The organism is Dyella sp. (assembly GCF_035508675.1).
GTDB lineage: Bacteria > Pseudomonadota > Gammaproteobacteria > Xanthomonadales > Rhodanobacteraceae > Dyella_B.
The window spans coordinates 17091-41952 of record NZ_DATJMN010000032.1 but is presented as its reverse complement, the minus strand read 5'-3'; the positions used below and the strand labels follow the sequence as shown (position 1 = coordinate 41952).

28 protein-coding genes and 4 tRNA genes are annotated in these 24862 nt (G+C 63.3%); 12 read left to right on the top strand and 20 right to left on the bottom strand.

Features of this window, described 5'->3' with window-relative positions; translation table 11 throughout:
* From VMA74_RS02015 to VMA74_RS01950, 14 genes are all read right to left on the bottom strand, one after another.
* On the bottom strand, window positions 1-140 hold a 140-nt coding region (locus tag VMA74_RS02015; protein WP_324947786.1), incomplete at its 3' end, for a GTP-binding protein.
* An 82-nt stretch (window positions 141-222) separates the two neighbouring features.
* Window positions 223-298 (bottom strand) — tRNA-Thr (locus VMA74_RS02010).
* A 26-nt stretch (window positions 299-324) separates the two neighbouring features.
* Window positions 325-398, bottom strand: a tRNA-Gly gene (locus tag VMA74_RS02005).
* 93 nt (window positions 399-491) lie between these two features.
* Window positions 492-577: transfer RNA gene (locus VMA74_RS02000), tRNA-Tyr, on the bottom strand.
* Window positions 578-680: 103 nt separating this feature from the next.
* Window positions 681-1169: an acyl-CoA thioesterase gene (locus tag VMA74_RS01995; RefSeq protein ID WP_325364289.1), complete on the bottom strand. Its 489-nt coding sequence runs from the start codon at window positions 1167-1169 to the stop codon at window positions 681-683.
* A 37-nt stretch (window positions 1170-1206) separates the two neighbouring features.
* Window positions 1207-1713 carry a GNAT family N-acetyltransferase gene (locus VMA74_RS01990; RefSeq protein WP_325364287.1) on the bottom strand — a complete coding sequence of 169 codons (507 nt, stop codon included), beginning with the start codon at window positions 1711-1713 and terminating at the stop codon, window positions 1207-1209.
* A gap of 80 nt (window positions 1714-1793) precedes the next feature.
* Window positions 1794-2885: a redox-regulated ATPase YchF gene (gene ychF / locus VMA74_RS01985; protein WP_325364285.1), complete on the bottom strand. Its 1092-nt coding sequence runs from the start codon at window positions 2883-2885 to the stop codon at window positions 1794-1796.
* A gap of 59 nt (window positions 2886-2944) precedes the next feature.
* Entirely contained in the window at window positions 2945-3529 is a 585-nt protein-coding gene (gene pth, locus VMA74_RS01980; RefSeq protein ID WP_325364284.1) for an aminoacyl-tRNA hydrolase, read from the bottom strand.
* Window positions 3530-3612: 83 nt separating this feature from the next.
* A complete protein-coding gene (locus tag VMA74_RS01975) occupies window positions 3613-4272 on the bottom strand; it encodes a 50S ribosomal protein L25/general stress protein Ctc (RefSeq protein WP_325364283.1) in 660 nt (219 codons plus the stop codon).
* A gap of 226 nt (window positions 4273-4498) precedes the next feature.
* Window positions 4499-5437: a ribose-phosphate diphosphokinase gene (locus VMA74_RS01970; RefSeq protein WP_325364295.1), complete on the bottom strand. Its 939-nt coding sequence runs from the start codon at window positions 5435-5437 to the stop codon at window positions 4499-4501.
* A gap of 208 nt (window positions 5438-5645) precedes the next feature.
* Window positions 5646-5722: transfer RNA gene (locus tag VMA74_RS01965), tRNA-Gln, on the bottom strand.
* 114 nt (window positions 5723-5836) lie between these two features.
* A complete protein-coding gene (locus tag VMA74_RS01960; RefSeq protein ID WP_325364282.1) occupies window positions 5837-6358 on the bottom strand; it encodes a GNAT family N-acetyltransferase in 522 nt (173 codons plus the stop codon).
* Between the two features lie 35 nt (window positions 6359-6393).
* The gene (gene lolB, locus VMA74_RS01955) at window positions 6394-7005 is read right to left on the bottom strand and encodes a lipoprotein insertase outer membrane protein LolB (protein WP_325364281.1); all 612 of its coding nucleotides are present in this window, start codon (window positions 7003-7005) and stop codon (window positions 6394-6396) included.
* Window positions 7002-8741: a tetratricopeptide repeat protein gene (locus tag VMA74_RS01950; protein WP_325364280.1), complete on the bottom strand. Its 1740-nt coding sequence runs from the start codon at window positions 8739-8741 to the stop codon at window positions 7002-7004. Before VMA74_RS01950 ends, lolB begins: the two co-directional genes overlap by 4 nt.
* 96 nt (window positions 8742-8837) lie before the next feature.
* Here VMA74_RS01950 and hemA point away from each other — a divergent pair, with 96 nt between their 5' ends.
* The 3 genes from hemA to VMA74_RS01935 all read left to right on the top strand — a co-directional run bounded on the left by hemA (window position 8838) and on the right by VMA74_RS01935 (window position 13624).
* Window positions 8838-10118, top strand: coding sequence for a glutamyl-tRNA reductase (hemA, locus tag VMA74_RS01945; RefSeq protein WP_325364279.1), 1281 nt, complete (start codon window positions 8838-8840; stop codon window positions 10116-10118).
* Window positions 10119-10285: 167 nt separating this feature from the next.
* Window positions 10286-11371 carry a peptide chain release factor 1 gene (prfA, locus tag VMA74_RS01940; RefSeq protein WP_325364278.1) on the top strand — a complete coding sequence of 362 codons (1086 nt, stop codon included), beginning with the start codon at window positions 10286-10288 and terminating at the stop codon, window positions 11369-11371.
* Window positions 11372-11521: 150 nt separating this feature from the next.
* Window positions 11522-13624 carry a tetratricopeptide repeat protein gene (locus tag VMA74_RS01935; protein ID WP_325364277.1) on the top strand — a complete coding sequence of 701 codons (2103 nt, stop codon included), beginning with the start codon at window positions 11522-11524 and terminating at the stop codon, window positions 13622-13624.
* 82 nt (window positions 13625-13706) lie between these two features.
* Here the strand turns inward: VMA74_RS01935 and VMA74_RS01930 are convergent, their stop codons facing one another.
* From VMA74_RS01930 to VMA74_RS01920, 3 genes are read right to left on the bottom strand one after another with little or no spacing between them, the layout of a single operon-like run.
* The gene (locus VMA74_RS01930; protein WP_325364276.1) at window positions 13707-13973 is read right to left on the bottom strand and encodes an acylphosphatase; all 267 of its coding nucleotides are present in this window, start codon (window positions 13971-13973) and stop codon (window positions 13707-13709) included.
* Between the two features lie 4 nt (window positions 13974-13977).
* Window positions 13978-14445: a TlpA disulfide reductase family protein gene (locus VMA74_RS01925; protein WP_325364275.1), complete on the bottom strand. Its 468-nt coding sequence runs from the start codon at window positions 14443-14445 to the stop codon at window positions 13978-13980.
* On the bottom strand, window positions 14442-15731 hold the full coding sequence (locus tag VMA74_RS01920) for a YihY family inner membrane protein (protein WP_325364274.1): 1290 nt from the start codon (window positions 15729-15731) through the stop codon (window positions 14442-14444). The genes VMA74_RS01925 and VMA74_RS01920 overlap by 4 nt, the downstream gene beginning before the upstream one ends.
* 56 nt (window positions 15732-15787) lie before the next feature.
* Here VMA74_RS01920 and wrbA point away from each other — a divergent pair, with 56 nt between their 5' ends.
* The 5 genes from wrbA to VMA74_RS01895 are packed head-to-tail and all read left to right on the top strand — an operon-like array spanning window position 15788 to window position 20111.
* Window positions 15788-16399, top strand: a complete 612-nt coding sequence (gene wrbA / locus VMA74_RS01915; RefSeq protein WP_414649539.1) for an NAD(P)H:quinone oxidoreductase — start codon at window positions 15788-15790, stop codon at window positions 16397-16399.
* Window positions 16396-16728, top strand: coding sequence for a DUF2069 domain-containing protein (locus VMA74_RS01910; RefSeq protein ID WP_325364271.1), 333 nt, complete (start codon window positions 16396-16398; stop codon window positions 16726-16728). Before wrbA ends, VMA74_RS01910 begins: the two co-directional genes overlap by 4 nt.
* Before the next feature lie 39 nt (window positions 16729-16767).
* The gene (locus VMA74_RS01905) at window positions 16768-18411 is read left to right on the top strand and encodes an acyl-CoA dehydrogenase family protein (protein WP_325364269.1); all 1644 of its coding nucleotides are present in this window, start codon (window positions 16768-16770) and stop codon (window positions 18409-18411) included.
* Window positions 18412-18461: 50 nt separating this feature from the next.
* Complete coding sequence (locus VMA74_RS01900) at window positions 18462-18953, top strand: asparaginase domain-containing protein (protein WP_325364267.1); 492 nt, start codon at window positions 18462-18464, stop codon at window positions 18951-18953.
* Between the two features lie 9 nt (window positions 18954-18962).
* Entirely contained in the window at window positions 18963-20111 is a 1149-nt protein-coding gene (locus VMA74_RS01895) for a J domain-containing protein (protein ID WP_325364265.1), read from the top strand.
* A 24-nt stretch (window positions 20112-20135) separates the two neighbouring features.
* On the opposite strand, the gene sufT is transcribed toward VMA74_RS01895, so the two are convergent.
* The gene (gene sufT, locus VMA74_RS01890; protein WP_325364264.1) at window positions 20136-20693 is read right to left on the bottom strand and encodes a putative Fe-S cluster assembly protein SufT; all 558 of its coding nucleotides are present in this window, start codon (window positions 20691-20693) and stop codon (window positions 20136-20138) included.
* Between the two features lie 218 nt (window positions 20694-20911).
* Here sufT and VMA74_RS01885 point away from each other — a divergent pair, with 218 nt between their 5' ends.
* On the top strand, window positions 20912-21334 hold the full coding sequence (locus VMA74_RS01885; protein WP_325364263.1) for a hypothetical protein: 423 nt from the start codon (window positions 20912-20914) through the stop codon (window positions 21332-21334).
* 2 nt (window positions 21335-21336) lie between these two features.
* On the opposite strand, the gene VMA74_RS01880 is transcribed toward VMA74_RS01885, so the two are convergent.
* Both VMA74_RS01880 and VMA74_RS01875 read right to left on the bottom strand, forming a co-directional pair.
* Entirely contained in the window at window positions 21337-22809 is a 1473-nt protein-coding gene (locus VMA74_RS01880) for an NAD(P)(+) transhydrogenase (Re/Si-specific) subunit beta (RefSeq protein WP_325364262.1), read from the bottom strand.
* Window positions 22809-23117, bottom strand: a complete 309-nt coding sequence (locus tag VMA74_RS01875; protein WP_325364261.1) for an NAD(P) transhydrogenase subunit alpha — start codon at window positions 23115-23117, stop codon at window positions 22809-22811. The genes VMA74_RS01880 and VMA74_RS01875 overlap by 1 nt, the downstream gene beginning before the upstream one ends.
* Window positions 23118-23318: 201 nt before the next feature.
* Between VMA74_RS01875 and VMA74_RS01870 the strand changes: the two genes are divergently transcribed.
* Genes VMA74_RS01870 through VMA74_RS01860 form a run of 3 tightly spaced genes read left to right on the top strand, consistent with a single transcriptional unit; the run spans window position 23319 to window position 24847 of the window.
* Window positions 23319-23951, top strand: coding sequence for an RNA polymerase sigma factor (locus VMA74_RS01870; protein ID WP_325364293.1), 633 nt, complete (start codon window positions 23319-23321; stop codon window positions 23949-23951).
* Window positions 23948-24328 carry a DUF3619 family protein gene (locus VMA74_RS01865; RefSeq protein WP_325364259.1) on the top strand — a complete coding sequence of 127 codons (381 nt, stop codon included), beginning with the start codon at window positions 23948-23950 and terminating at the stop codon, window positions 24326-24328. Before VMA74_RS01870 ends, VMA74_RS01865 begins: the two co-directional genes overlap by 4 nt.
* A 3-nt stretch (window positions 24329-24331) precedes the next feature.
* Window positions 24332-24847: a DUF3106 domain-containing protein gene (locus VMA74_RS01860; protein WP_325364258.1), complete on the top strand. Its 516-nt coding sequence runs from the start codon at window positions 24332-24334 to the stop codon at window positions 24845-24847.
* Window positions 24848-24862: the final 15 nt, after the last annotated feature.

The window sequence follows — 24862 nt, the reverse complement described above, 5'->3', positions numbered from 1 at the left end:
TAGCCCTTGAACTCACCGCCAAAACGATCCGCACCAACCTTCGTCAGCGCCGCCGTCAGCGTCGTCTTGCCGTGGTCCACGTGACCGATCGTGCCCACGTTCACGTGCGGCTTGGTGCGTTCGAATTTACCCTTTGCCATGAGCGCTACATCCCAATGGAGTCTGAGTGATAAGGAAATCTAACCGGGCTATCAGGCGATACCGCTTGCAGCCAGCAATGCGTGGTGCTCATGACTGGAATCGAACCAGCGACCTCTTCCTTACCAAGGAAGTGCTCTACCGACTGAGCTACATGAGCACAAAAAACTCAAGTGACGAGATCAATGGAGCGGGAGACGGGAATCGAACCCGCACCATCAGCTTGGAAGGCTGAGGTTCTACCATTGAACTACTCCCGCCCTGTGCGGAACTCGTCTGTCGAACCGCATCAGCACAGACAAGCGCTTTTGCGATCTACTTTCCAGTCCCGTTGCGGTTACCCACAAATCGACTGGTGGAGGGAGGTGGATTCGAACCACCGAAGGCGTAAGCCAGCAGATTTACAGTCTGCCCCCGTTGGCCGCTTGGGTATCCCTCCAACAAAGAACGGCTATTGTGTGGATCGGGGCCTGATGTGTCAACACCTTGGCGAGCGAAACAGCCGGTTTTACGCACCTTCCCGCGCGAACTCAAATCGTGTTTCAGTCGTTTCCTGCACCGCGCGTATCCACCAACTGCGCCATGTTCTTGGAAATCTCCAGCAAATGCCGCGCCTGCTCCTGCAAACGGCGTTCATTGTCGTCGCGTGGTGTCCACTGCGGCACCGGGGTAGGTTTGCCTTCTGGCTTGTCCAATGCCACGAATACCATCACGCAACTGGTAGCCAGGCGCTCATCGCCGCTGCGCAGATCGCGGGCCAGCACATCCACCGCCATCTGCATGCTGGACGTGCCGGTGTAGATCAACTTGGCCCGTACGCTGACCAGGTCGCCAATCAAGATCGGCTTGACGAACTGGATGCCGCTGACCGCCGCCGTCACGCAATACGCCCCGCTCCAGCCCACGGCGCAGGCGTAGCCTGCCTGGTCGATCCATTTCATCACCATGCCGCCATGCACCTTGCCGCCGAAGTTGACGTCGGTGGGCTGGGCGAGGAAACGGAAGGTCACTTCGTGTTGCTGGCCTGACATGCAGTCTCCGGCGGGTACGTCAAACGTGAAGGCGGCATTATGCCCGCTTGGCCACCTTCGCCGGCAGTCGCAGGGTCATCGGCGTACTGAGGACGCCGTTGGGCGAAGGCCGTTCCGGGCCATCCGCGCGAAAGCCCAGGCGAAGATAAACGGGCACCGCGCAACGCGTGGCGTTGAGGGTGAAGCGGCGGGTATCCGCGCGGCGAATGGCATCCCGGCAAGCGTGTTGCCAAAGACGGCGGGCGACGCCTCGCCCCTGATAGCGCGTGCCCACGAAAAAATGCACGAGATGACGGTCATCGCGCATGCTCGCGATCCCCACCAGCACCTCACCCAGAAAAGCCAGATGAAACCGCTGGCCTTCCATGATCTTCTGCCGGATTGCCCTGGCCGTGAGACGCATGAGCAATGCCTGCCCTGCTTTGCGCGGCTGATCCGGCAGTATCCATTGCCGCACTACGCGGCGACTCAGGGCGCCGATGGCTCGCGCGTCATCGGATTGCGCGAGCCGTATGAGCAAGCGACCGGGAGATCCTGCGGACATGGCTCAATTCTACCGAGCCGCGCGGACGGGCAGAACGAAGCCGCATGATTTCGCCCTTATTGCATGAATGACGAACCAGCTCAGACGTTGAACAAGAAGTGCAACACATCGCCATCCTTGACGATGTACTCCTTGCCTTCCTTGCGCAGCCTGCCGGCCGCGGCGGCGCCGGCTTCGCCCTTGTACTGGATGAAGTCGTCGTAGGACACCGTTTCGACGCGGATGAAACCGCGCTCGAAATCGGTGTGGATCACGCCCGCCGCCTGCGGTGCGGTGGCACCGCGCTTGACAGTCCACGCGCGCACTTCTTTGACGCCGGCGGTGAAGTAAGTCTGCAGGTTGAGCAGCTTGTAGCCGGCGCGAATGACACGATTGAGGCCAGGTTCTTCCAGGCCGAGGTCCTTGAGGAATTCATCGCGATCGGCGTCGTCGAGCTGGGCCAGCTCTTCTTCGATGGCGGCGCAAACCGGCACTACTTCGGCGCCCTCGCCCGCCGCACGCTGCCGCACGGCATCGAGGTGCGGATTGTTTTCGAAACCATCCTCGCGCACGTTGGCGATATACATCAGCGGCTTCAGGGTGAGCAGGAACAAATCGCGCACCAGCGCCTTTTCCTCCTCATCCAGGCCGATGCTGCGCGCCGACTTGCCTTCGTTGAGCGCGGCCGCGAGTTTTTGCAATACCGGCCTCTTGGCAAGCGCCTCCTTGTCGTTGGCCTTGGCGGCGCGCTCGGCGCGATTGAGCGCCTTTTCGACCGAATCCAGATCCGCCAGCGCCAGCTCGGTATCGATGGTTTCGATGTCCGCGATGGGGTCGACCTTGCCGGCCACGTGCACGATGTCCGTATGCTCGAAACAGCGCACTACATGTGCAATCGCGTCGACCTCGCGAATATGTGACAGGAACTTGTTCCCCAGGCCCTCACCCTTCGAAGCACCCGCCACTAGGCCCGCGATATCGACGAACTCCACTGCCGTGGGCACCACTTTCTGCGGCTTGACGATACCGGCCAGTTCGTTGAGGCGCAGATCAGGCACCGGCACCACGCCCACGTTCGGCTCGATCGTGCAGAACGGGAAGTTGGCTGCGGCAATGCCCGCCTTGGTCAGCGCGTTGAACAAGGTGGATTTGCCGACGTTAGGCAAGCCGACGATGCCGCATTTGATGCCCATGGTTTCTTGATCCGGGAATTAGGAAGTGAAAAACGAAATAGTAAACGGCGACGGGCCGTTCAAGGCTTCGCAGGCGTGTGCAGCTGCTGCATGGCCTTGTCGAACTGCCCCTCAACCGCCAGCGGCAGCACATTCAGTGCACGGGCGACGCCGTCGAGCATGGCGTCCTCGTCCTTGGCCGAAGGCCGACCCAGCACCCATGGCGTGACCTGATCCTTGTGCCCGGGATGACCGATGCCCAGACGCAGTCGATGGAACTTGCCATGCCCCAGATGGGCCATGATGTCACGCAAGCCATTCTGGCCGCCGTGGCCGCCATCAAACTTGAGGCGCACGGTGCCGGCGGGCAGATCCAGGTCGTCGTGCGCGACCAGGCATGCTTCCGGCTCGATCTTGTAGTAGCGCAACGCGGCGGCCACGGCGAGGCCGCTCTTGTTCATGAATGTGGCCGGCTTCAACACCCACACCGGTTCGCCGCCGATACGCAGCTTGCAGGTTTCGCCATGCAGCTTGCCGTCGAAACCGAAACGCTCGTTCTGGCCCGATGCCAGGGCGTCAACAAACCAGAACCCGGCGTTGTGCCGGGTTCTGAGGTATTCGGTACCGGGATTGCCCAGTCCGACGATGAGTCGTAGGCCTGCCATGGATCAGTGGGAATTGGCCGCAGGATTGGCCCCTCACCCGAGCCCTCTCCCCGGAGGGAGAGGGGGCGGAAGCCTGAAGCGGATTACTTCTTGGTTTCCTTGGGAGCCTCGGCGGCGGCCTGGCCTTCGGCACCTTCGGCAGCCGGTGCTTCGTCGACTTCCTCCTGCACGGTCACGGCGGTGACCACGGCCACGTCGTGATCGACGCCCAGGTGCAGCTCCGGAATCTCCACGTTCGTCGGCAGTTTGAGCTGCGACAAGTGGATGATGTCGCCGGGCTTCAGGTCGGCCAGGTCGAGTTCGATGAACTCCGGCAGATCCTTCGGCAAGCAGGAAATGGCCACTTCGTTGAGGTTGTGCGAGATAACCACGCCAGCGGTCTTGCCAGCCGGGGACTTTTCCTGGTTCAGGAAGTGCAGCGGCACGTTGACACGGATCGCCTCGTTCTCATTGATACGCTGGAAGTCCATGTGCAGCATCTGCTGCTTGAACGGATGCTTTTGCCAGTCGCGCACCAGCACCTTCTGCACCTTGCCATCGATGTTCAGATCCAGCACCGAGGAGAAGAACCACTCGTGCCTGGCGGCAAGCAGGATGGTGTTGTGTTCGATCTGGATGCTCTGTGCGGGCTGATTCGCACCGTAAACCACTGCGGGCACGAAGGACGCGCGACGCAGGCGGCGGCTCGCACCTTTCCCCTCGTCGTTGCGGGCCTGTGCCGCGATTTCATGAGTCTTGGCCATATGGGTATTGCCTTGGAGTTGAAAGCCGCCTCACGGCGACCGGACTGACTCCCCCGCGACCAGGAGAGCCGGAATACCCGCGGATGCGGGTGGAAAAGCGTGCAAGTATACAGAAAAAGCGCGGTAGCCGCCCATTTGGCCGGCTACCAGCACGAAACAGCGGGGATCTGCGGCCTTTCCGACGAAAGCCGCCAGCGCCGGCTCTCACCGGCGCCACGCAGATGGCTTAATCGATGTACAGCGAGCTGACCGACTCGCCGAACGCGATACGGCGAATGGTCTCAGCCAGCAGCTCCGCCACTGAAAGTTGGCGGATCTTGGCGCAATTCTTGGCATCGTCGCGCAACGGCAAGGTATTGGTGACTACCAGCTGGTCGAGCTGGGAGCCCTCCAGATTGCGGATCGCCGCGCCGGACAGCACCGGGTGCACGCAGTAAGCCACCACTTTGCGAGCCCCGCGTTCCTTCAGGGCGGCAGCGGCAGCGCATAGGGTGCCGGCAGTGTCGACGATATCGTCCACCATCACGCAGGTCTTGCCTTCCACGTCGCCGATGATGTTCATCACCGTGGCCACGTTGGCCTTGGGACGGCGCTTGTCGATGATGGCCAGATCCGCGTCGTCCAGGCGCTTGGCGATGGCGCGTGCACGCACCACGCCGCCCACGTCCGGGCTGACCACGATCAGGTCGTCCATGCTGTAGCTGCGCCAGATGTCCGCCAGCAGGATCGGCGAGGCATAGACGTTATCCACCGGCACATCGAAGAAGCCCTGGATCTGGTCCGCATGCAGGTCGACCGTAAGCACGCGATCCACGCCGGCGGTGCCGATCAGGCGCGCGACCAGCTTGGCGGTGATCGGCACGCGCGCCGAGCGCGGACGGCGATCCTGGCGGGCGTAGCCAAAGTAAGGAATCACCGCCGTGACACTGGCCGCCGAGGCGCGCTTGAGCGCGTCGACCAGGGTCAGCAATTCGAACAGGTTCTCCGCACTCGGCGCACCGGTGGGCTGCAGCACGAACACTTCCTGGCGGCGGACGTTCTCTTCGATCTCGATCTGCACTTCGCCATCGCTGAACTTGCCGACCAGGGCCTTGCCCAGCGGGATTCCCAGACGATGGGCGATATCTTCGGCCAGGGCACGGTGCGCATTGCCGGTAAACAGCATCGGGCTGGACGTATCCACGGTTGTTTCCTCAGAACCAGGCCATTGAGTCAGCGTACGGTTGAAGGCGCAATCCCGGCTCCCTCCAACCGCTCCTCCGGTACACATCCGAATGGAGCTTGAAAAACATCGAGCACACAAGTGCCCGAGGTGAGGCAATCCATCCTTATGACTGCACAAACAGGGGGTCGAACGACCCCCCGGTGAAAAATGGCTGGGGCGGCAGGATTCGAACCTGCGCATGCGGGAATCAAAATCCCGTGCCTTAACCAGCTTGGCGACGCCCCAGTATGTGTTGGCATTTTGCCCCTGGCTCAGCCTAGCGACCGGGGAACAAAGAAAGAAAATTGTGGCCGGTGAACGCCATGCGTGTCAATTCAAATTGCTGACGCACGTGTGCGCTCAGGCCGCTAGCGTGCGCGACATGAACACGCGCAGTTCGTCCGGAAACCCGTTTTCGTGGTCGCGTTCGCGTGCATAGGCGTAGGCGGGGTCGTTCTTGTCCGCCACCACAAAGCCATGCCTGGCGTAGAACGGCGCATTCCACGGCACGTCGGGCAGCGTGCCCAGGTCGATCCGGCGATAGCCTTTTTCCTGCGCCCACGCGCATGCATGCTCAAGCAGCGCCGAGCCGATACCGCGTCGATGGAATGCGGGCAGCACGTCGATCTCGGCGACGCCGACGACATCGCCATGCAGCGCCACGTCGAGCCAGACGAAACCCACCACGTCGCCGCTCGCTTCGTCTACCGCCACCCAGACGAAGCCACGTCGGATTTCTTCGGCCAGCAAATCTTTCGGAATGGACAGGCGGGCATAGAACCGCCAGGCCGGATGATCGCGGAACAACTGCACCGCCTCGCGCTCGATCTCGCAGATGACGTCAATATGCGCGGCGGTGGCGCGTTGAACATGAAATGACACCGGTGCACTCCCTGAATCTGCCTGTTGCGAAGCGTTCACTGCAAACTCCACGATTCGACCGCCAACCTCACCTTGTACGGCGCTTTTTCCGCAAACACCTTCGACGGCAACGGCGGCTGCCGGGTCGTGTCCCAGGCGGGATAGCTCACGGTCCAGCCATCCTGCACCAGTACCGAGGGCAGGCGATCATTGCCGAAACTCAGGTCAGCCTGAGCACCTTGCGCGCGCAAACCAAGCACCCAGGCACGCAGTTCGTCGAGCGGAACCTCCCAATGCAACGCTCGGCGCATCAGGCTCTCGGCATCCGGCCCGTATTGCGGGCCACCTTCGGCGCCATCCAGTTCCGCCCCGTCCGGGCCGCCGGTCAGTCGGTAGCTCTTGCCGGAAATAGGCAAGCGGAAAACGAACTCGTAGTGATTGCCGTCTTGCGTCCAGGTAAATGGGCCGCTGACGCCATCCTGAGCGTTGTAAATGCCCAGCTTGCCCTGAAGCACCCAATGATCGGCATTCGCCAAGGCCTTCTCGCGCGCCTCCTGCTGTGCGATGGCCGCCGCATCGCCCTTGTTGCGCACCAACGACGGCGTGGTTGCGCACGCCGCCAGCAGCAGCGGCGCGAGCGCTGCAAAAACACGAAGGGAAAATTTCATGGCTCCAGCCGCTTCAAGGTTTGTTGCAGGGTGACGTTATGCGGGTCCATCTGGCGCACCTGATCAAACACTCGCTGCGCCTGGTCGTGATGGCCCTGTTTCCACAACACCTCGCCGAGATGGACACCGACGTCGGCATCCTTGCCGGTCTGCCACGCGCTGCGCAGCACGCTTACGGCTTGATCCAGATGACCGAGCCGGTACTGCAGCCAACCCCACGAATCGGCAATCGACGGGTCATTCGGTTTGGCCGCGCGTGCCGCGGCGATCAGCTGCTCCGCTTCCGATAGATCACGATCCGCGTCGGCAAGCGTGAAGCCCAGCGCATTGCTGGCGTCGATGTCGCCAGGCTTTAGTTCCAGCAGCCTACGGAAGTCCGCCACGGCAGGGTCGATCTTGCCGATCTCCGCATACGCCAGACCGCGTCCGTACAACAGGTCAGGATCATCCGGCGCCACCTGCAACGCGTGGGTGAAGGAATCGATCGCTTCGCTGTAACGCTTTTCGCGCAGGTAAAGATCGGCATCCACTTCATACGCGCGACGCAACTGCGCAGGCTGGTCGAGGTAATCGGTCTGCATTTCGGCCAGTTGCTGATGCGCTTCGGCGCTTCGCCCCAGATCCTGCAGCAGGATGGCACTGCGCAAATCCGCATCAAAGGCATGCTCGTCATCATCCGGCACTTGGTCGTACCACTTCAGCGCTTCTTCCTTGCGCCCGAGCACTTCGGCGAGCTGGCCGAGCAGGTAGGCGCTGGCGTTGCGTACGTCGTCGGGCGCTTGTGACAGCTGCGTATAGACCTGCCCCAGTGCCTTGTTGTCCTTGGCGTTGGCGGCCAGGGCGGCACGCAACGCATAGGTCTGCGCGTTCTGCGGGCCTTTTTCGAGCAGGTGCGTAGCCTGGGCGTACTGGCCGCTCTGTCCAAGCAGAGATGCATAAGTAAGCCGCAGGCCGATATTGTTCGGATCCTTCACCTGCGCCTGGCGCAGCAGGTTGAGACCGCCGCTGCGATCGCCATTGTTAAGCTTCAGCTGCGCGGCCCACGCGTACGTCTCGGCGGTACCGAAGCGCTTCAGCGCGCCGTCGGCGATCTGCTGCGCGTACGCATGGCGGTTCAATTGTTCGCCCAGTTCACTCATCGCCAGCCAGGCCTTGGGATCGGCCGGCAGACGGTCGGGCGTGGCCAGGGACTCGAGCAGGGTCCCGGCCAGCGCGGGATCACGGCTACCGATCAGCACACGGCCGAACATGCGCCAGGCATCCTTGTCGCCGCTGGCGATCAGCAACGCCAGCTGGCGGCGCGCTTCCTCCGTCTGCCCCTGCTCCACCGCCAGCTGAGCCCGCGCCTGCGCCAGCTGCGCGGGCGTCGCGCCCAGCTTCTGCCAGCGATCGATGGCGCGTTGCGCTGCATCCGGGTCGTGGATGGCGATACCCAAGGCGGCAGCTTTGCTGGCTACCTCGGGATCGCTGGAAATCATCATCGCCTTGTCATAAGCCTGCGAGGCGGCCTTGAGATCGGCGCTCGACAACGCCAATTCACCAGCCAGCAGCTGCGCCAGCAAGTCGTGATCCATATCCGGCGTCGCCACCACCATCCGCGCCAGCGGCTGCGCAAACGCGTTCGAAGGGGCGCCCGACCGCTGAGGTACTGCCGCACATCCGGCCAGCCCAAGCACGACCAATCCTCCAGCTACAATCCGCCGCACTTGCTTGAACTCGACCGTTCCGCTCAGCACACTATTCCTCCAACCCTATCTATCCGGTCCGGCCGTTGCCGGGCATACACTAGTCTACGCTGGCCAACGCCCGTCGCCCCCAACTCGCATCACGTCATGAAGCTGATCGCCCTCGGGCTCAACCACCTCACCGCGCCGGTCAGCCTGCGCGAACAGGTGGCGTTTGACGAGGATGCGACCAGCGCCGCCTTGCGCGAACTTGCACGCGAGCCCGGCGTCGACGAAGCGCTGATCCTGTCCACCTGCAACCGTACCGAACTTTACGTCAGCGTCGCCGCAGGCGCAGAAAGCGTTCCGCAAGAGTGGCTTGGCCGCCATCACCGTCTGACTCCCGGCAAGCTTGACGAGTTCCTGTATCGCCATGATGACGAAGCGGCCGTGAGACATATGTTTCGAGTCGCCACCGGGCTGGATTCCATGGTGCTGGGCGAGCCGCAAATTCTTGGTCAGGTCAAGGATGCCTATCAGCAGGCGCGCGACGCCCGCGCGCTGAAGACTCCGATGGATCGCCTGCTGCAGCACACGTTCGCCGTAGCCAAGCGCGTACGCACCGATACACGCATCGGTGCACACACCGTGTCGGTGGCCTTCACGGCGGTGCGGCTGGCCGAACGTGTTTTTACGGATCTGCACCAGGCTTGCGTACTGTTGATCGGCGCAGGCGACACCATCGAGTTGGCCGTACGCCATCTGGCCGAAAAACAAGTCCGCCGCTTGATCGTGGCCAACCGTACGCTGGAGAACGCGCAGGAACTGGCCAGCCGCCACGGCGGTTACGCCATCGCTTTGCACGATCTGCCGCAACATCTGGCCGAAGCAGACATCGTGATCGCTTCCACCGCCGCACGACAGCCCGTGCTGACGCGCGCCATGGTTGAAAAGGCCATCGCCACACGCCGCCGCAAACCGATGTTCATGGTCGACATTGCCGTACCGCGCGATATCGAACCCGCGGTCGGTGAGCTGACGGACGTCTATCTTTACGGCATTGACGACCTGCGCCAGGTCATCGATGACAACCGCCGCTCGCGCGAAACCGCCGCTCGCGAAGCCGATGCGATCATCGATCTGCAAGTCGAACGCTACATGGCTTGGCGCCGTGCGCTGACCGTGCGCAATCCTGCCGTGGACCTGCGTGCGCATGCCGAAATCTATCGCGACCAGGTGCTGGAAAAAGCGCGCACGATGCTCGCGCGCGGCAAATCACCGGATGAAGCCTTGGCGTTCCTCGCCAACACCTTGACCAACAAATTGCTGCACCATCCCAGCGCGCGGCTGCGCGAAGCCACCCTGAGCGGCGACCACGATCTGCTGCATGCCGCCGGCCGGCTGTACGGCCTGGGCGAAGACGAAAAAGCAGACACGAGCGACGAGTAGCGAGAGCGGCTGGCTGCCGCGCTACGCAAGTTTTCGCACATTCCGCTCACCCTTCACGACGTCGCTTCGCTTAAACGCGTCATTCCCGCCAAACGGGAGTCCACCCTCGTTTTTCGCCAGGCGCAACGTGGACTTTCGCGTGCGCGGGCATGACGCCAAGGAAAACCATGACACCTTCCATTCGCAGCAAACTCGAAGCCACCGTCGAACGCCACGAGGAGCTAGCCCTGCTGCTCGGCCAGCCCGACGTGCTGGCCGACAACACGCGCTTTCGCGAACTGTCGCGCGAGTACGCGCAACTGCAGCCGGTCGCCGACGCCATGCGCGAACTGGCGAACACCGAGCGCGAACTCGCCGACGCGCGCGCCATGCTGGACGATCCCGAACTGCGCGACATGGCCGCTGAAGACATCGCGCGCCTGGAAGCGCGCCTCGTCCAGCTCGACGACGAACTGCAAAAGTTGCTGATCCCCAAGGATCCTCGCGACGAAGCCAACCTGTTCCTGGAAGTACGCGCGGGTACCGGCGGCGACGAAGCGGCCATCTTTGCCGGCGACCTGTTCCGCATGTACACCCGCTACGCCGAACGCCAGCGTTGGCAGGTGGACGTGCTCAGCGAAAATCCCGGTGAGCACGGTGGCTACAAGGAAATCATCGCGCGCATCGAAGGCAAGGGCGCCTATTCCCGGCTCAAGTTCGAATCAGGCGTGCACTGCGTCAAGCGTGTGCCGCTGACCGAATCGCAGGGCCGCGTGCACACCTCCACCGCTACCGTGGCCGTGCTGCCGGAACTGGATGAAATCGAAGACATCGCCATTGCGCCGGCCGACCTGAAGATCGACACCTTCCGTGCTTCCGGCGCGGGCGGCCAGCACGTCAACAAGACCGATTCGGCCATCCGCATCACCCACCTGCCCAGCGGCATCGTGGTGGAATGCCAGGACGAACGCAGCCAGCACAAAAACCGCGCGCGCGCGATGAGCCTGCTCAAGGCGCGCCTGCTCGACGAGGCGCAATCCAAGCAGACCGCCGAACAGGCACAGTCGCGGCGGTTGCAGGTCGGCACCGGCGATCGCAGCCAGCGCATCCGCACCTACCGCTACAAGGACAACCTGATCACCGACCACCGCATCGGACTGGACCTGCACAACCTGCCCGATGTGATGCAGGGCCACCTGGACGAGCTATTCGGCGCGCTGACCCGGGAGCATCAGGCCGACGAGCTGAAATCGCTCGCCGGACCGGCGGCATAACCCGGCACGTCAATCGATTTCCGGGAGCTTGGTTGGGTTACCCTGCGCTAACCCAATCTAGAATGGGTCAACAGGGGCCCTGTCGTACCAGCTCATCATGCCGGCGCTGATGGCAGCCTTCTTTACATCCTGCTTCACTGCTGCCAGCCAATGACCGACGCCCCGCTCTCCGATATCGCCTTGACCTTGCAGAAACTCGAGGAGTTGCTGCGGCGCGATGCCAACGAGGATGCGGCACACTTCGCGGCCATGGCGCGGCGGCACTTTCCGGTATCGGCCGAGCTGATTCGTTTGCATGGCGTCGCCCTGCTGCGCCTTGGCCGCCGCCGCGAGGCGCAGACGGCGCTGAATCGCGCGGCGGAACTCGCGCCGAACGATGTCGAATTGCAGTGCAACCTCGCCAGCCTCGCCATGGCCGACGGCCGTGTCGGCGCCGCCATCGAGCGCTTGCAGAAGGCGCTGGCGAAAACACCGGGGCATCCGGCCTTGCTGCAGACGCTGGGCACGGCGTACATGTCTACCGGCCAGCACGGCCAGGCGCGCGATGCGTTTGCGCAGGCCGTACAGCGCACGCCGCAGCATCCTGCCTTGCGTCTCAATCTTGCCGCGGCGGAAATGGAACTGGGGCGTTTTGCCGACGCCGAAGCGTTGACGCGCCAGGTGCTGCAGCAAGCGCCACAGGCGGAGGTTGCACACGCCATGCTCGGCCACTTGCTACACCTGCAACGCCGGCCCAAAGAAGGCGCCGCTTCGCTGCTGCAGGCCGGCAAGCTGGCGCCAACCCATGTGCAGCATGTGTTCCAGGCCGCCCTGATGCTGGACGAAGCCGGCGATCTCAGCGCCGCGCACGATGCTTTCACCGAAGCGCTGGCACGCGCGCCCGATTCGGTCCCGATCATGGGGCAATTGCTGTTCGTGCGCCGGCGCCTGTGCCGCTGGCAGGACATCGATGCGCTCAGTGAGCGCGTGATCCATGCCGTCTCCGAAGACAGGCCGGGCATCCACCCCTTCGCTTTTCTTTGCGAGGATGTCGATGCAGCGTTGCAGTTGCGCTGCGCGAAAACCTATGCAGCGGCGATCGAAAATCAGGCATCCGCGTTCCGCCAGCAATTGAATCTGCGCCACGCGCTGCCGATGCCGGACACGCCGATCCGCGTCGGCATGCTGATGGAAGGCCCCAACGAATCCGCTTTCAGCCAGCACCTTGTTGCCATCCTGGAAGCCTTGTCCGATAGCGATCTGGACATCCATCTGTTTGCCACCACGCCGGACGACGGCAGTACCGTACGCCGCCGTCTTTCCACCGTCGCGACGCTGCACGACGTTTCGGCATTGAACCGGGTCCAGGTCGCCCAACGCATTCACGGCACCGCGATTGAAGTGCTGTTCGACCTCAACGGTTATCGCAGCCGCGGCAACGCCGAGCTGATGGCCTTGTGTCCGGCACCCATCCAGGCGGCTTGGCTGGGCTACCCAGGCAGCTCCGGCGCGCCATGGGTGGATTACCTGCTTACCGACGCGATCACACTACCACGTGAACTGCGCGAACACGTCAGCGAAAAGGTGGTCCGCCTTCCGCGCTGCCACCAACCGAACGATCCGAATCGCACCGCGGCCGAGGTTCCCACGCGAGCAGCATGCGGCCTGCCGGAAAACGGCATCGTGTTCGCCTGCTTCAATGAGACGCATACGATCAATCCGGCCGTGTTTGCGCGCTGCATGCTGATCTTGCAGCACGTGCCCGGCAGCGTACTGTGGCTGATGAGCGGACCGGCGAATACGGACGACCATCTGCGCAAGGCCGCGCTCGCGCTCGACGTGGACCCCGAGCGCCTCATCTTCATGCCGCAACTGTCTTACCCCGAATATCTGGCACGCTACACGCACGTGGATCTGTACCTGGATACGCTGCCCGTCAACGCACGCGCGGCGGCTTCAGATGCGCTGTGGGCCGGCTGCCCGGTGCTCACCCGCACCGGCGAAACCATGGCATCCCGCACGGTGACCAGCCTGCTGCATTACCTGGGGCTGCCCGAACTGATCATGGGCGACAACACCTCGTTCATCGGCATGGCCACCGCCCTGGGCAACGATCCGCAAGCGTTGGCGACCTTGCGTCGGCACATTACGCAGCAGCGCGGCGCACATGCGCTGTTCGACGTGCAAGGCTTCGCCGCAGATTTTCGCCGTGCCGTGCTGGCGATCAGCGCGCGGTATCGCATCGGCCGTCCGCCCAGCGACATCGATCTTTAGGATGCTCTGATTTAATCCACCGCAGGCCGCTGCGGCCTACGCTGAATAATCAGAGCATCCTTAGGCGGGCGGGCATAAGCCGCTAGAAAACAAAAAAGCCCTGCTGCACCTCGCCCTCGTGCGCGGTGCGAACGACTTCTACCACTTGCGCAGCCGGTGGCCCCTGCCACAGCCACTGTTCCAGTTCACGCAGGGCCTCATCGCCGCCATGGGCGATCACCTCGACCCGGCCATCGGTGAGATTGCGTGCGTGTCCATGCAAGCCCAGACGCCGTGCCTCGTTGCGCGTGCTGGCGCGGAAAAATACGCCCTGCACCTTGCCACTGACCACGAAACGCACGCTGCGCATACGCTTATTGCCCGATGACGGCGCTCAGCGAAGCCGGCGTTACCGGCCCCATGAAATGCTTGGCCACCTTGCCGTCCGGCCCGATCAGGTAGGTGGTCGGCAAGCCCAGCGGCTCGTCGAAGTCCTTCAACGGCTTGTCCATGGTGACCTGCGCCACCGGAAAGCTTACCGGGTGCTTGCCCAGGAAGGCGCGAATGTCAGCGGGATCGGTATCGTCGTAAGCGATGCCGATCGCGCGTACATTCGGGTGCGTCTTCACGTATTGCGAAATCTCCGGCAGTTCCTTGATGCACGGCACGCACCAGGTCGCCCAGAAGTTCACGATCACCCAGTGGCCCCGCTCGGCCGTCATGTCATACGGCTTGCCATCCAGCGTCGTCACCTTGAGTGAAGGCTGCGCCGGCATGGCGGCGTAAACGGGGGCAGCCAACAGGCATGCCGCCAGCAACAGGGACGATGCAAACCACTTCATGTTTCCGATTCCTGCGTGTGTGACACCGGCCGCGTCGGCGTCGGCGGAGTGCGGACAGGATAAACCTTGTCCAGGCGGGTACCCAGGGTGGTATCCAGCGTATGTGCCAGACGGGTGAGCAACGACAGCAGCTCCGGCGGCAAGTTGAGGCCGGATGCGGCGATCTGCTCGGCCGGATTCAAGGGCAAGCGATAGCCGCTGTGCTGGTAGATGTGCAGCAGGTCGGTGCTGTCCAGGCTGCGCACCAGCGACCAGCCGCCGGTTTCGCTGCGGTGGATCAGGCCTGCGCGAATCAGGTCGTCGAAGTACGTGGCGATCGCCTCGCTGCGCAGGCAAGGTTCTGCCTCGCGGATGGCCAGCTGATCCACGCAACGTCCGGCGCGCTGCGCATCCACCAGATGGCGCAATACCACCAGCAAGCCGAGGAACTCCGAACCTTCCGGCATCGCATCGCACGGCTTTTGATATTCGAATGCGGACAGCGAGGCCGACAGCGACGCGCACAGGATCACGATCACCCACGACAGGTAGATCCACAACAGCAGCAGTGGAATGATCGCCAGCGCACCGTATATTTCCTGATAGTTGTGCGCGCTCTGCACATAGTTCGTGAACACCCAGCGGGCGATTTCGAACAGCACCGCACCCAACGCGGCGCCGATCGCGGTGTGCCTTTTGCTGACGCGCCGATTCGGGATGGTGGTGTACATCAGCCACAGCGTGAGAAAGGTCACCAGCAAGGGCAGCGCCTTCAATAGCTCCTGCCCGATGCCCAGCTGTTCGCCGGCATCGCGCAGCATCGGTACAGCCGCCACATAGGAAGTCACCGCAATACCGCCGACCACCAGCACCGGCCCCAGCGTGAGCGCGGCCCAATACAGCAGCAGGCGCGGCCCCCAGGGGCGGTGATTGGGCACCTGCCAGATGCGATTGAGGCGATCTTCGATGCTGATCATCATCGACACCGCACTGAACAGCATCACCAGGATGCTGATGCCGGTGAGCTTGCGCGCATTGGACGCAAATTCGAGCAGGGTGCTCTGCACCGTCTCGCCCGCCGCCGGCACGAAGTTGTTGAAGACGAAATTGATCAGCGTATCGCGCTCTTCCTTGAACATCGGAAACGCCGCAAACATCGTCAGCACAGCCACCGTAAGCGGCACCAGCGAGACCAGCGTGGTATAGGAAAGCGCACCGGCCGTCTCGAAACATTTGTCGTCGAGAAAGCGCCGCCACAAGAAACGGCCCAAGCTCATGGTGCGGTCGCGGTCGATACGCAGGTTCATACGTCTATGTGGCCAACATCCCTGATCTGCCCCGTACACTACCCCATCCCGGACGAATGCCCCAAACGATGAGCGACATCCTGATCCTGTACTACAGCCGCACCGGCCATACCGCCCAGTTGGCGCGCCTGATCGCCCGCGGCGTGGAGGAAATCCCGGGAATGCGCGCCCGCCTGCGCCAGGTACCGCCGGTAGCTCCGGTGACCGAAGTGGCGCAGCCGCCGGAACCCGACGAAGGCGCGCCCTACGTCACGCGGCAGGATCTGCAGGAATGCGCCGGACTGGCGCTGGGCAGCCCGACTCGCTTCGGCAACATGGCCGCGCCCTTGAAGCATTTCCTGGATAGCACCGGCGCCGAATGGGCCAGCGGCGCGCTGGTCGGCAAGCCCGCCGCCGTCTTCACCGTCACCAGCACCATGCATGGCGGTCAGGAATCGACCTTGCTGAGCATGGCGCTGCCCTTGCTCCACCACGGCATGCTGCTATTGGGCATTCCGTATACGGAACCTGCGCTCAGCCACACATCGAGCGGCGGCACGCCGTACGGTGCCAGCCACGTGGCTGGCACCAAGGGCGAGAACGCCATCAGCGAGCATGAGCGCGAACTGGCGCGCGCGCTCGGCCGGCGGCTGGCGGATACCGCGCACAAGCTGGCGGCCGGCGCATGAGCATGACCCATCGCATCGGCATGGCCGCATGGATCGCGCTGATCCTGCTGCAATGCGCGTGGTATGCATGGCTGTTTCCGCCGCAGCGCGTGCCGATCTGGCTCGCGCTGGGGCTGTCGGTGATTCCCTTGCTGCTTCCATTCCTGGCGATCGGCAAGGCACCCCGCGCCTTGCTGTGGGCCGGCATGCTCAGCCTGTTCTACTTTTGCCACGGCGTCGCCGAAAGCTGGAGTTCAGCACAGGAACGTGTTCCCGCGCTGCTGGAGGTAGGATTCGCCCTGGTATTGATCACTGCGTTGGGTGCTGGCGTGAAAGCCAAGCGCGCCTGAGTCTTGTATCCAACTGACGTGTTTGCCGAGGTGAACGCCATGGGATTCCTGCAAGACGCCCCGCAGCTTGCCCATCCGTACCGCAGCGATCGCTTGCTGACCGCCCTGCTCGATCGCGTGCTACCGAAAGAACGACGCCCCGCGCTGGACGCCGATCTCGATGCGCTGGGCGACTACGCCCTGATGGCGTTTGAACGCAGCCGCCGCAGCACGCGCCGCAAACCGGTGCTCACGCAATGGGACGCCTGGGGCCACCGCGTCGATCGCATCGAACTGACACACGCCTGGCTTGAAGGTCCGGAACTGACCACCCGCCACGCCGTGCTTGCGTCAGGGCACGAAGCGCACGAATTCGCACGGCTGGAAGAATTCGCGCGCGCCTACGTCTATCACGTCGCCAGCGAGTTCTACACCTGCCCGCTGGCGATGACCGACGGCGCCGCCACCGCCTTGAAGGCCTCCGGCAACCAGGCGCTGATCGATCGCGCCTTACCGCATTTCCTGAGCCGCGACGCGAGCCAGTTCTGGCTGTCCGGACAATGGATGACGGAGAACACCGGCGGCTCTGACGTCAGCAACACCGAAACCGTGGCCAGGCAGGATGCCGAGGGCCAATGGCGCCTGTATGGCCGCAAGTGGTTCAGTTCTGCGGTGGTGGGCGAAGCGGCCTTGGCGCTCGCCCGGCCTGAAGGCGCCGACGGTGGCGCTGCCGCACTGGCGCTGTTCTATGTGGAAACGATGAACGGCCAGGAACGCAAGCCGGAACTGGTCATCGACCGCCTGAAGGACAAGCTCGGCACGCACGAGCTGCCGACCGCGGAAATCCATCTGCAGGGTTTGCCCGCCTGGCCGCTGGGCGAACTCGCGCATGGCGTGCGCCAGGTCGCGCCGATGCTCAACATCACGCGCACCTGGAACGCGATCGGGGCCGTCGCCAGCATGGCTCGTGCGATCGGCCTTGCGCGCGACTATGCACGGCGGCGCCAGGCGTTTGGACGTCCATTGCTGGAGCAGCCCTTGCATGCGCAAACGCTTGCCGACATGCAGGCCGAATTCGAAGGCGCCTTCGCGCTCGTGTTCGAAGTGGCGCAGTTGCTTGGGCGTGTCGAGCAAGGTGTCGCCTCGCCGCAGGAAACCGATTCGCTGCGCCTGCTCACGCCGCTGGCGAAACTGTGGACCGGCAAGATGGCGGTGAACCTTTGCTCGGAAGCGCTGGAATGTTTCGGCGGCGCCGGCTACATCGAAGACACTGGCCTGCCGTGCCTGCTGCGCGACGCCCAGGTGTACGCCATCTGGGAAGGCACCACCAATGTCCTGTCGCTCGATAGCCTGCGCGCCTTGGGCAGCCACAACAGCTTCGCCGCCCTGCGCAAGCTGATCGGTCAATGGTTGCGATCGGCGCACAATACGCAGGCTTCGTTCACCGTGAACGCGGCTCTGGAGGCTGCCGCGATGCACCTGGATGGCAAGCGGATCGATCGCTCGGCGCTGGAGGCCGGCGCACGCGGCGTGGCCATCACGCTGGCACGTTGCGCGGCAGCGGCACTGCTGGCGCGCCAGGATGCCTGGTCGTCCGCCCACGGCGACAAGCGCCCGGCGGCAGCACTGCGCCGATTCCTTGGCCATGGCCTGCTGCGGCTTTCCGACATCGACAAAGAAGACACCCGCCTGCTGCTGGAATGATCCCCTGCAGCGGCTAGAATGCGCAGCTACTCCTTTCGCGGCCCCTCGCTATGCAGCACCTGACCATCGTCACCACCGGCGGCACCATCGACAAGATCTACTTCGACGATAAGTCGGACTACAAGATCGGCGCACCGCAGATCGGCGACATCCTCAACCAGCTCGGCGTGGCGTTTCAGTTCGACGTGATTCCGATCCTGCGCAAGGACAGCCTGCACATCACCGCGGAAGATCGTGCGCTGATCCGCTCCACTATCGAAGCACAACCGGCCCGCCACGTACTGGTCACGCACGGTACCGACACCATGGTGGAAACCGCGCGGGAACTGGCATCGATCAAAGGCAAGGTGATCGTGCTTACCGGCGCGTTGAATCCGGCGCGCTTCCAGGGCTCGGACGCGGTGTTCAATATCGGCTGCGCAGTGGCCGCGGTGCAGACGCTGCCCGACGGCGTTTACATCGCCATGAACGGCCGCGTGTGGGACCCGGCCAAGGTGCGCAAGAATCGCGATGCGAACCGGTTCGAGGAAGTGCAAGGCTGAGCGCATCGCTTGCACGCTACCGATCGCCAGGACTTCATGACCAAGCATCAGACCTCTGTCGTCATCACGCCTGCGGTGAAAGACAGCGCCCTTTCCAAAGCGCAGCAAACCTTCAACCAGCTGATCAAGCAGATCGAACAGCGCCGCGCCAAGCTGCGCGATTGGGAAGCGGTGACGCCCGGCATCCAGGATAAAGTCGTCGACGAGCTGATCCCGCTGACGAAAAAGCTGGAGGCCATGCTCAGCCGTTTCGTGCATGCGCTGGACCGCGCCCACTCCGAGAAGGGCCTGACCAAGACCGAGCGCGCGCTGATCTCGGACATCATTGCCGAAATAGCGGGCGACCTGGCCGAAAAACTCGACGACGCAGCGCTCAAGGCCATCTACAACCGCCACGCCGACAGCGACCTGGACAGTGAAATGGCGACTGAGCGCGACATGATGAAGCAAGCCATGGAAGACGTCTTCGGTGTCGAAATGCCCGATGACGTCATCTCGTTGGAGGACATCTCCGAGCACTTCCGCGAAAAGATCGAACAACAGCAGAAGGAGTGGGAAGCCGCCAAGGAGCATCACCGGTCCAAGCGCAAGAAGACGCCAAAACAAGCCGCGGCCGAAGAAAAAGCCCGCGCTGCGCAAGAGCAAACCAACCTGTCACTGCGCGAGGTGTACCGCAAGCTGGCCAGCTCCCTGCACCCCGATCGCGAAACCGACACGGCTGAGCGCGAGCGCAAGACGGCATTGATGCAGCGCGTGAATCAAGCGTATGAAAAGAAGGACCTGTTGAAACTGCTGGAGCTGCAGCTGGAGCTGGAGCACATCGACCAGGCGGCGATCAACAATCTCGGCGAAAGCCGCCTGCGGCATTACAACAATATCCTGAAAGAACAGGTCGGCGAACTGGATCAGGAGTTGCTGCACGTCCAGGAAAGATTTTGCGACCAATTCAATCTGCCGCCCTTTTCGGTTCGTACGCCCAAGGAGGCCGCGCGCTCGCTTTCCGAGGAAATCGCCAAGCTCAAACGATTCCTGCGCCTGGTCGAAGCCGATACCTTGCTGTGCAACGACATCAAGAAAGTGAAGGCGAACGTGCGCCGCTGGCACCAGCAAATCATCCCGCCCGATTTCGAAGACATGCTGGCGGATATACGGTTCTGAGCCCGATAGATCTCTACGCTTTTCTTAGAGCATGCCAGTTTCGAGCTTCGCCGCATCCGACATCATCGAATGATTCCACGGCGGATCGAACACCAGGTCGACGTCCGCTTCCTTGATCGTCGGGATCAATTCCAGCTTGGTGCGCGCATCGTCGATCAGCACATCGCCCATGCCGCAGCCCGGCGCGGTGAGCGTCATTTTCACGTACACCTTGCGCTGCTCGGGTGCGTTGGTCTCCAGACTCACGTCGTAGACCAGCCCCAATTCCACCACGTTGATCGGAATCTCCGGATCGAACACGGTACGTAATTGCTGCCACACCAGCGCTTCCACGTCGGCGTCCGTCGCATCATCGGGGAGCTGTAGCGGCGGCGGCGGTTCCTTGCCCAGCGCATCGGCGTCGTTGCCGGCGATTCGGAACAGATTGCCTTCCACGTACACCGTGAAACTGCCGCCAAGCGCCTGCGTGATGTAGCCCACCTGGCCGGCCGGCAGCACCACATTTTCGCCCTGGGGCACCATCACTGCGCTGCAATCCCGTTCCAGGGTGAAGGGCTCGCTGCTAAGACTGAAACCGCTCATGTCGTTTCTTGAAAAATCGTGGAGGCAGGGCCGACCGGCGGCGCTCCGGCCCTCTATTATGCCGGCCGCGGGTAGGAACTGTCCTTCACATCAGGCTTGATCGGCCGAAACTCAAGAGCGGAACGGCGTGTTGATGGCCCGGTAACGCTAAAATGACCGCTTTGCTTTGCTGCAGGAACCCGCGTGACTGTGCTCCCCGCCATCCATAGTGACCGTCCATGACCGTGCGCCAGATCGTCGGCGAATGCGTCGCCCTGTGCTGCGCGATCATGCTGGGCTTGGCAGCCGGCGCCGTCTGGCTGTTGCCTACCGTGTATTTGCACCGGCCGCTGCCGTGGCTGGCCATACCCGCAGGCTGGCTGCTCGGCATCGCGATCAGGCAGTGGGTGCACGGCAAGAAATGGAATGCCGCGTTGCTGGCCGCCTTCGCCACCGCGGTAGCCAGCGTGTATATCCGCGTGCTGATCACCACGGTCACGATTGCCGCGATGACGGATTACGGCCTGCTCGCCGCCGCGCGCACTGCAGGCTGGTCGATGCTGCTGGATTTCACGCGCCTCGCCCTCAGCAAGCTTGATGTCGCCTGGAGCCTGGCGGGCATCGTGGTGGCGGCGGTGACCGCCACACGACGCAGAAGCTAGGGTCAACCGTCCAGCGCTTTCAGCTGCGCTACCAGCTGCCCGGCGGCAGCCTGGCCGTCACCGTATAGCATTCGCGCGTTGTCGGCATAGAACAAGGCGTTCTCGATGCCCGCAAAGCCGGTCCCTTTGCCGCGCTTGACCACGATCACCTGTTTCGCCTCGGCCACGTCGAGAATCGGCATACCGTAGATCGGCGACGACGGATCGGTCTTCGCCACCGGATTGACCACGTCGTTGGCGCCGATCACCAGCGCCACGTCGGTGACAGGGAATTCCGGATTGATGTCTTCCATGTCCGCGATCAGGTCGTACGGCACGCCGGCCTCGGCAAGCAGCACGTTCATATGCCCCGGCATGCGGCCCGCCACCGGGTGGATCGCGAACTTCACTTTCACCCCGCGCGCGATCAACAACTGCGCAAATTCCCACACCTTGTGCTGGGCCTGGGCGACAGCCATGCCGTAGCCGGGCACGATCACCACGCGTTCGGCGTAAGCCATCATCACGGCGGCATCGGCCGCTTCGATCGGCTTCTGGCTGCCGCTGATGGCCTGCGCTGTACCGCCACTTGCGGCCGCACCGAAACTGCCGAACAGCACGTTGCCGATCGAGCGGTTCATCGCCTTCGCCATCAGCTGCGTGAGCAAGGTGCCGGCGGCGCCGACCACCATGCCGGCAATGATCATGGCCTCGTTCTGCAGCACGTAGCCTTCGAACGCCACTGCCAGGCCGGTGAATGCGTTGTAGAGCGAAATGACCACCGGCATGTCCGCGCCGCCGATCGGCAGCGTCATCAGCACGCCGAACAACAGCGCCAGCGCGAAGAACGCAGCGACCAGGCCAAGGGTGAGGTGGCCCGTCGCCAGCACGATGCCGATCCCCACCGCGCCCGCGAGCACCAGCAGGTTTACGACTTGCTGGCCGGGAAAGACGAAACGCTTGTCCAGCCAGCCCTGCAGCTTGGCGAAGGCAATCAGCGAACCGGAAAAGCTCACCGAGCCGATCAGCGCGCCAAGCACCCCCAGCGCCAGCGCCACCGGACTCAGCAGCGCCACGGCGGTGGCGCCATGCAGCGGCGACCAGCTTTCAGGCATCAGCGGAAAGGTGTTTGGCGCCACCGCGCGAACGGCAAGGTCCTGCGCATGGCTGACCAGTTCCGAAGCGCCGATCGCCGCGGCCGCCCCACCGCCCATGCCGTTGTAGAGCGCCACCATCTGCGGCATGGCGGTCATCGCCACGCGCCGGCCCGACCACCAGGCCGCCGACACGCCGATCAGCACAGCGGCAATGATCAGGCCGCGGTTCTGCATGTCCGGCAGCAGCAAGGTAGCCACCACCGCCAGCAGCATGCCAAAGCCGGCCCAGACGATGCCGCCACGCGCGGTGCGCGGCGAGCTCATGCGCTTCAGACCAAGAATGAACAGCAGGGCTGCGATGAAATAACAAGAATCTATCAACGTCTGCGGCCAGGCCATCACTTGGCCTCCCCGCGGGCCGGCCCGGGCTTGCTGGTCTTGAACATCTCCAGCATCCGCTCCGTCACCACGTAACCGCCGGCCGCGTTGCCGGCACCCAGCAGTACACCGATGAAACCTATCGCAAGTTCAAACGAAGTATGCGCATGACCTAGCGCAATCATGGCCCCAACCAGCACAATGCCGTGGATGAAATTGGAGCCAGACATCAGCGGCGTATGCAGGATCACCGGCACCCGCGCGATGATTTCGTAGCCCGTGAACGCAGCCAGCATGAAGACATAAAGCGCCAGGAACCCGTCCAGCATGTGCTTCCCCCGCCAATCGGTCACATTCACCGCATCATACGGTGAGCGGGACGCTGCGATCCATGGCATTCCGCCGCATGCACGGGCCGGCGGGGGCCTTGCCACCTTGGAACCCGCCCCTCGCCTGCGCGCGACGCGTGCCGAACCGGCACTAAAGTCAACGCGCAGAGGCGCTGCGCGTTGATGGCGAGAGTCGAACAGATGGAGCCCCAGGATGCTCGCCCGGACGATCCGGAGAATGGCGCCGTGAACAGCGTCTCGGCCGTTTTCGAAGCGGAACTTCTTGCGCAGGATGGCCGGACCGCCCCTGCCACGCTGGATGCATTCCTGGCCGGCATGGAGCGGCGCGCCTTCCGCATGGCGGAACTGCACCTGGGCAACCGCGAAGACGCGCTGGATGCGGTGCAGGACGCGATGCTCCGCCTGGTCAAGCATTACCGCAGCAAGCCTGCCGGGGAATGGGCGCCACTGTTCTGGGGCATCCTGCGCCGGCGCATCGTGGATCTGCAGCGCCGCCGCAAGGTGCGCTCCATCGTGGTCGGCTGGCTGGGTGGCGGCCACGACGACGATGGCGACGAGCTGCCGGCCTGGGAACCGGCCGATACCGGTCCGGACCCGTTGGAGAAACTGCATGGCGAACAATCCTATGCAGACATGGCTGCCGCGGTGAAGCGGCTTCCGCAGCGTCAGCGCGAAGCCTTCATCCTGCGGGTGCTCGAAGGATTGGATGTGGCGGAGACCGCCATGGCGATGGGCTGCTCGGAAGGCAGCGTGAAAACTCACCTTTCGCGGGCCATGCAACACCTGCGCGAGCAATTGGAGGAGTGGCGATGAACTCGTCCGACAAACAATTTGAACAACGCGTCCGCGCGCACTACCAGGAAGCCATCCAGAATATCGATCCGGTTACCGCCGGACGCCTGCGCGCCGCACGCCGCACCGCCCTCGAGGCCGCTTCCGCGCATGCTTCGCCACGTCATCGCGCGCGCGTGCTGGTGCCGGTCGGTGCGTTGGCAGCCATGGCGTTGGCGGTATTGATGATCTGGCAGCCGTCGCCGCAACCGCAGCCTGCCAGCAAACAAGCCGCCGCCACCGAGCAGGACAATGAATACCTGCCCCCTGGTGCCGATACGGCTGATCCCGGCCTTTACCAGAACCTCGATTTCTACAGCTGGCTCGCTGCCAACGACAGCAGCCAGGCCAAACGCTGATCCATGCTGCTACGAAAAGTACGTCTGCCAACGCTGCTGGTCTTTCTGCTCGGTCTGGCGATCGCGGTGCCCTCGTACGCACAGGGTTCTCGTCCGTGGAGCAGCTTGAATCCGCAGCAACAATATCTGCTTGGTCCGCTGCAATCGCAGTGGAACACGTTGCCGCCGCAACGGCAGGAACACATGATCCAGCGTACGCAGGAGTGGATGAAGCTCCCGCCCGAGCGCCAGCAGGAAATCCGCGAGCGCATCCAGCGCTGGCAGCAGATGACCCCCGCGCAGCGCGAACAAGCGCGTCAGAACCAGCATCTGTATGACACCTTGCCGCCTGAGAAACAGCAGCAGTTGCACGAAGCATTCAAACGCTTCCAGCAGCTTCCGCCCAATCAGCGCGAAGCGCTGCGCCAGCGGTGGCTGCAGCAGTCACCCGAGCAGAAGCGGCAGTGGCTGCAACACATGGGGCCTGGCTCAACCTTGCCCGCGGGGCGCGCCTTCGGCATGCCGCGTGGCAGGCATTGATGACAGTGCCTTCGC

What these genes read in the sequence shown, in the direction of transcription:
- VMA74_RS01995 (WP_325364289.1), bottom strand. Translation starts at nt 1,169, where the DNA reads ATGTCAGGCCAGCAACACGAAGTGACCTTCCGTTTCCTCGCCCAGCCC.
- VMA74_RS01990 (WP_325364287.1), bottom strand. Translation starts at nt 1,713, where the DNA reads ATGTCCGCAGGATCTCCCGGTCGCTTGCTCATACGGCTCGCGCAATCC.
- ychF (WP_325364285.1), bottom strand. Translation starts at nt 2,885, where the DNA reads ATGGGCATCAAATGCGGCATCGTCGGCTTGCCTAACGTCGGCAAATCC.
- pth (WP_325364284.1), bottom strand. Translation starts at nt 3,529, where the DNA reads ATGGCAGGCCTACGACTCATCGTCGGACTGGGCAATCCCGGTACCGAA.
- VMA74_RS01975 (WP_325364283.1), bottom strand. Translation starts at nt 4,272, where the DNA reads ATGGCCAAGACTCATGAAATCGCGGCACAGGCCCGCAACGACGAGGGG.
- VMA74_RS01970 (WP_325364295.1), bottom strand. Translation starts at nt 5,437, where the DNA reads ATGCTGTTTACCGGCAATGCGCACCGTGCCCTGGCCGAAGATATCGCC.
- lolB (WP_325364281.1), bottom strand. Translation starts at nt 7,005, where the DNA reads ATGAAATTTTCCCTTCGTGTTTTTGCAGCGCTCGCGCCGCTGCTGCTG.
- hemA (WP_325364279.1), top strand. Translation starts at nt 8,838, where the DNA reads ATGAAGCTGATCGCCCTCGGGCTCAACCACCTCACCGCGCCGGTCAGC.
- prfA (WP_325364278.1), top strand. Translation starts at nt 10,286, where the DNA reads ATGACACCTTCCATTCGCAGCAAACTCGAAGCCACCGTCGAACGCCAC.
- VMA74_RS01935 (WP_325364277.1), top strand. Translation starts at nt 11,522, where the DNA reads ATGACCGACGCCCCGCTCTCCGATATCGCCTTGACCTTGCAGAAACTC.
- VMA74_RS01930 (WP_325364276.1), bottom strand. Translation starts at nt 13,973, where the DNA reads ATGCGCAGCGTGCGTTTCGTGGTCAGTGGCAAGGTGCAGGGCGTATTT.
- VMA74_RS01925 (WP_325364275.1), bottom strand. Translation starts at nt 14,445, where the DNA reads ATGAAGTGGTTTGCATCGTCCCTGTTGCTGGCGGCATGCCTGTTGGCT.
- VMA74_RS01920 (WP_325364274.1), bottom strand. Translation starts at nt 15,731, where the DNA reads ATGAACCTGCGTATCGACCGCGACCGCACCATGAGCTTGGGCCGTTTC.
- wrbA (WP_414649539.1), top strand. Translation starts at nt 15,788, where the DNA reads ATGCCCCAAACGATGAGCGACATCCTGATCCTGTACTACAGCCGCACC.
- VMA74_RS01910 (WP_325364271.1), top strand. Translation starts at nt 16,396, where the DNA reads ATGAGCATGACCCATCGCATCGGCATGGCCGCATGGATCGCGCTGATC.
- VMA74_RS01905 (WP_325364269.1), top strand. Translation starts at nt 16,768, where the DNA reads ATGGGATTCCTGCAAGACGCCCCGCAGCTTGCCCATCCGTACCGCAGC.
- VMA74_RS01900 (WP_325364267.1), top strand. Translation starts at nt 18,462, where the DNA reads ATGCAGCACCTGACCATCGTCACCACCGGCGGCACCATCGACAAGATC.
- sufT (WP_325364264.1), bottom strand. Translation starts at nt 20,693, where the DNA reads ATGAGCGGTTTCAGTCTTAGCAGCGAGCCCTTCACCCTGGAACGGGAT.
- VMA74_RS01885 (WP_325364263.1), top strand. Translation starts at nt 20,912, where the DNA reads ATGACCGTGCGCCAGATCGTCGGCGAATGCGTCGCCCTGTGCTGCGCG.
- VMA74_RS01880 (WP_325364262.1), bottom strand. Translation starts at nt 22,809, where the DNA reads ATGGCCTGGCCGCAGACGTTGATAGATTCTTGTTATTTCATCGCAGCC.
- VMA74_RS01875 (WP_325364261.1), bottom strand. Translation starts at nt 23,117, where the DNA reads ATGCTGGACGGGTTCCTGGCGCTTTATGTCTTCATGCTGGCTGCGTTC.
- VMA74_RS01870 (WP_325364293.1), top strand. Translation starts at nt 23,319, where the DNA reads ATGGAGCCCCAGGATGCTCGCCCGGACGATCCGGAGAATGGCGCCGTG.
- VMA74_RS01865 (WP_325364259.1), top strand. Translation starts at nt 23,948, where the DNA reads ATGAACTCGTCCGACAAACAATTTGAACAACGCGTCCGCGCGCACTAC.
- VMA74_RS01860 (WP_325364258.1), top strand. Translation starts at nt 24,332, where the DNA reads ATGCTGCTACGAAAAGTACGTCTGCCAACGCTGCTGGTCTTTCTGCTC.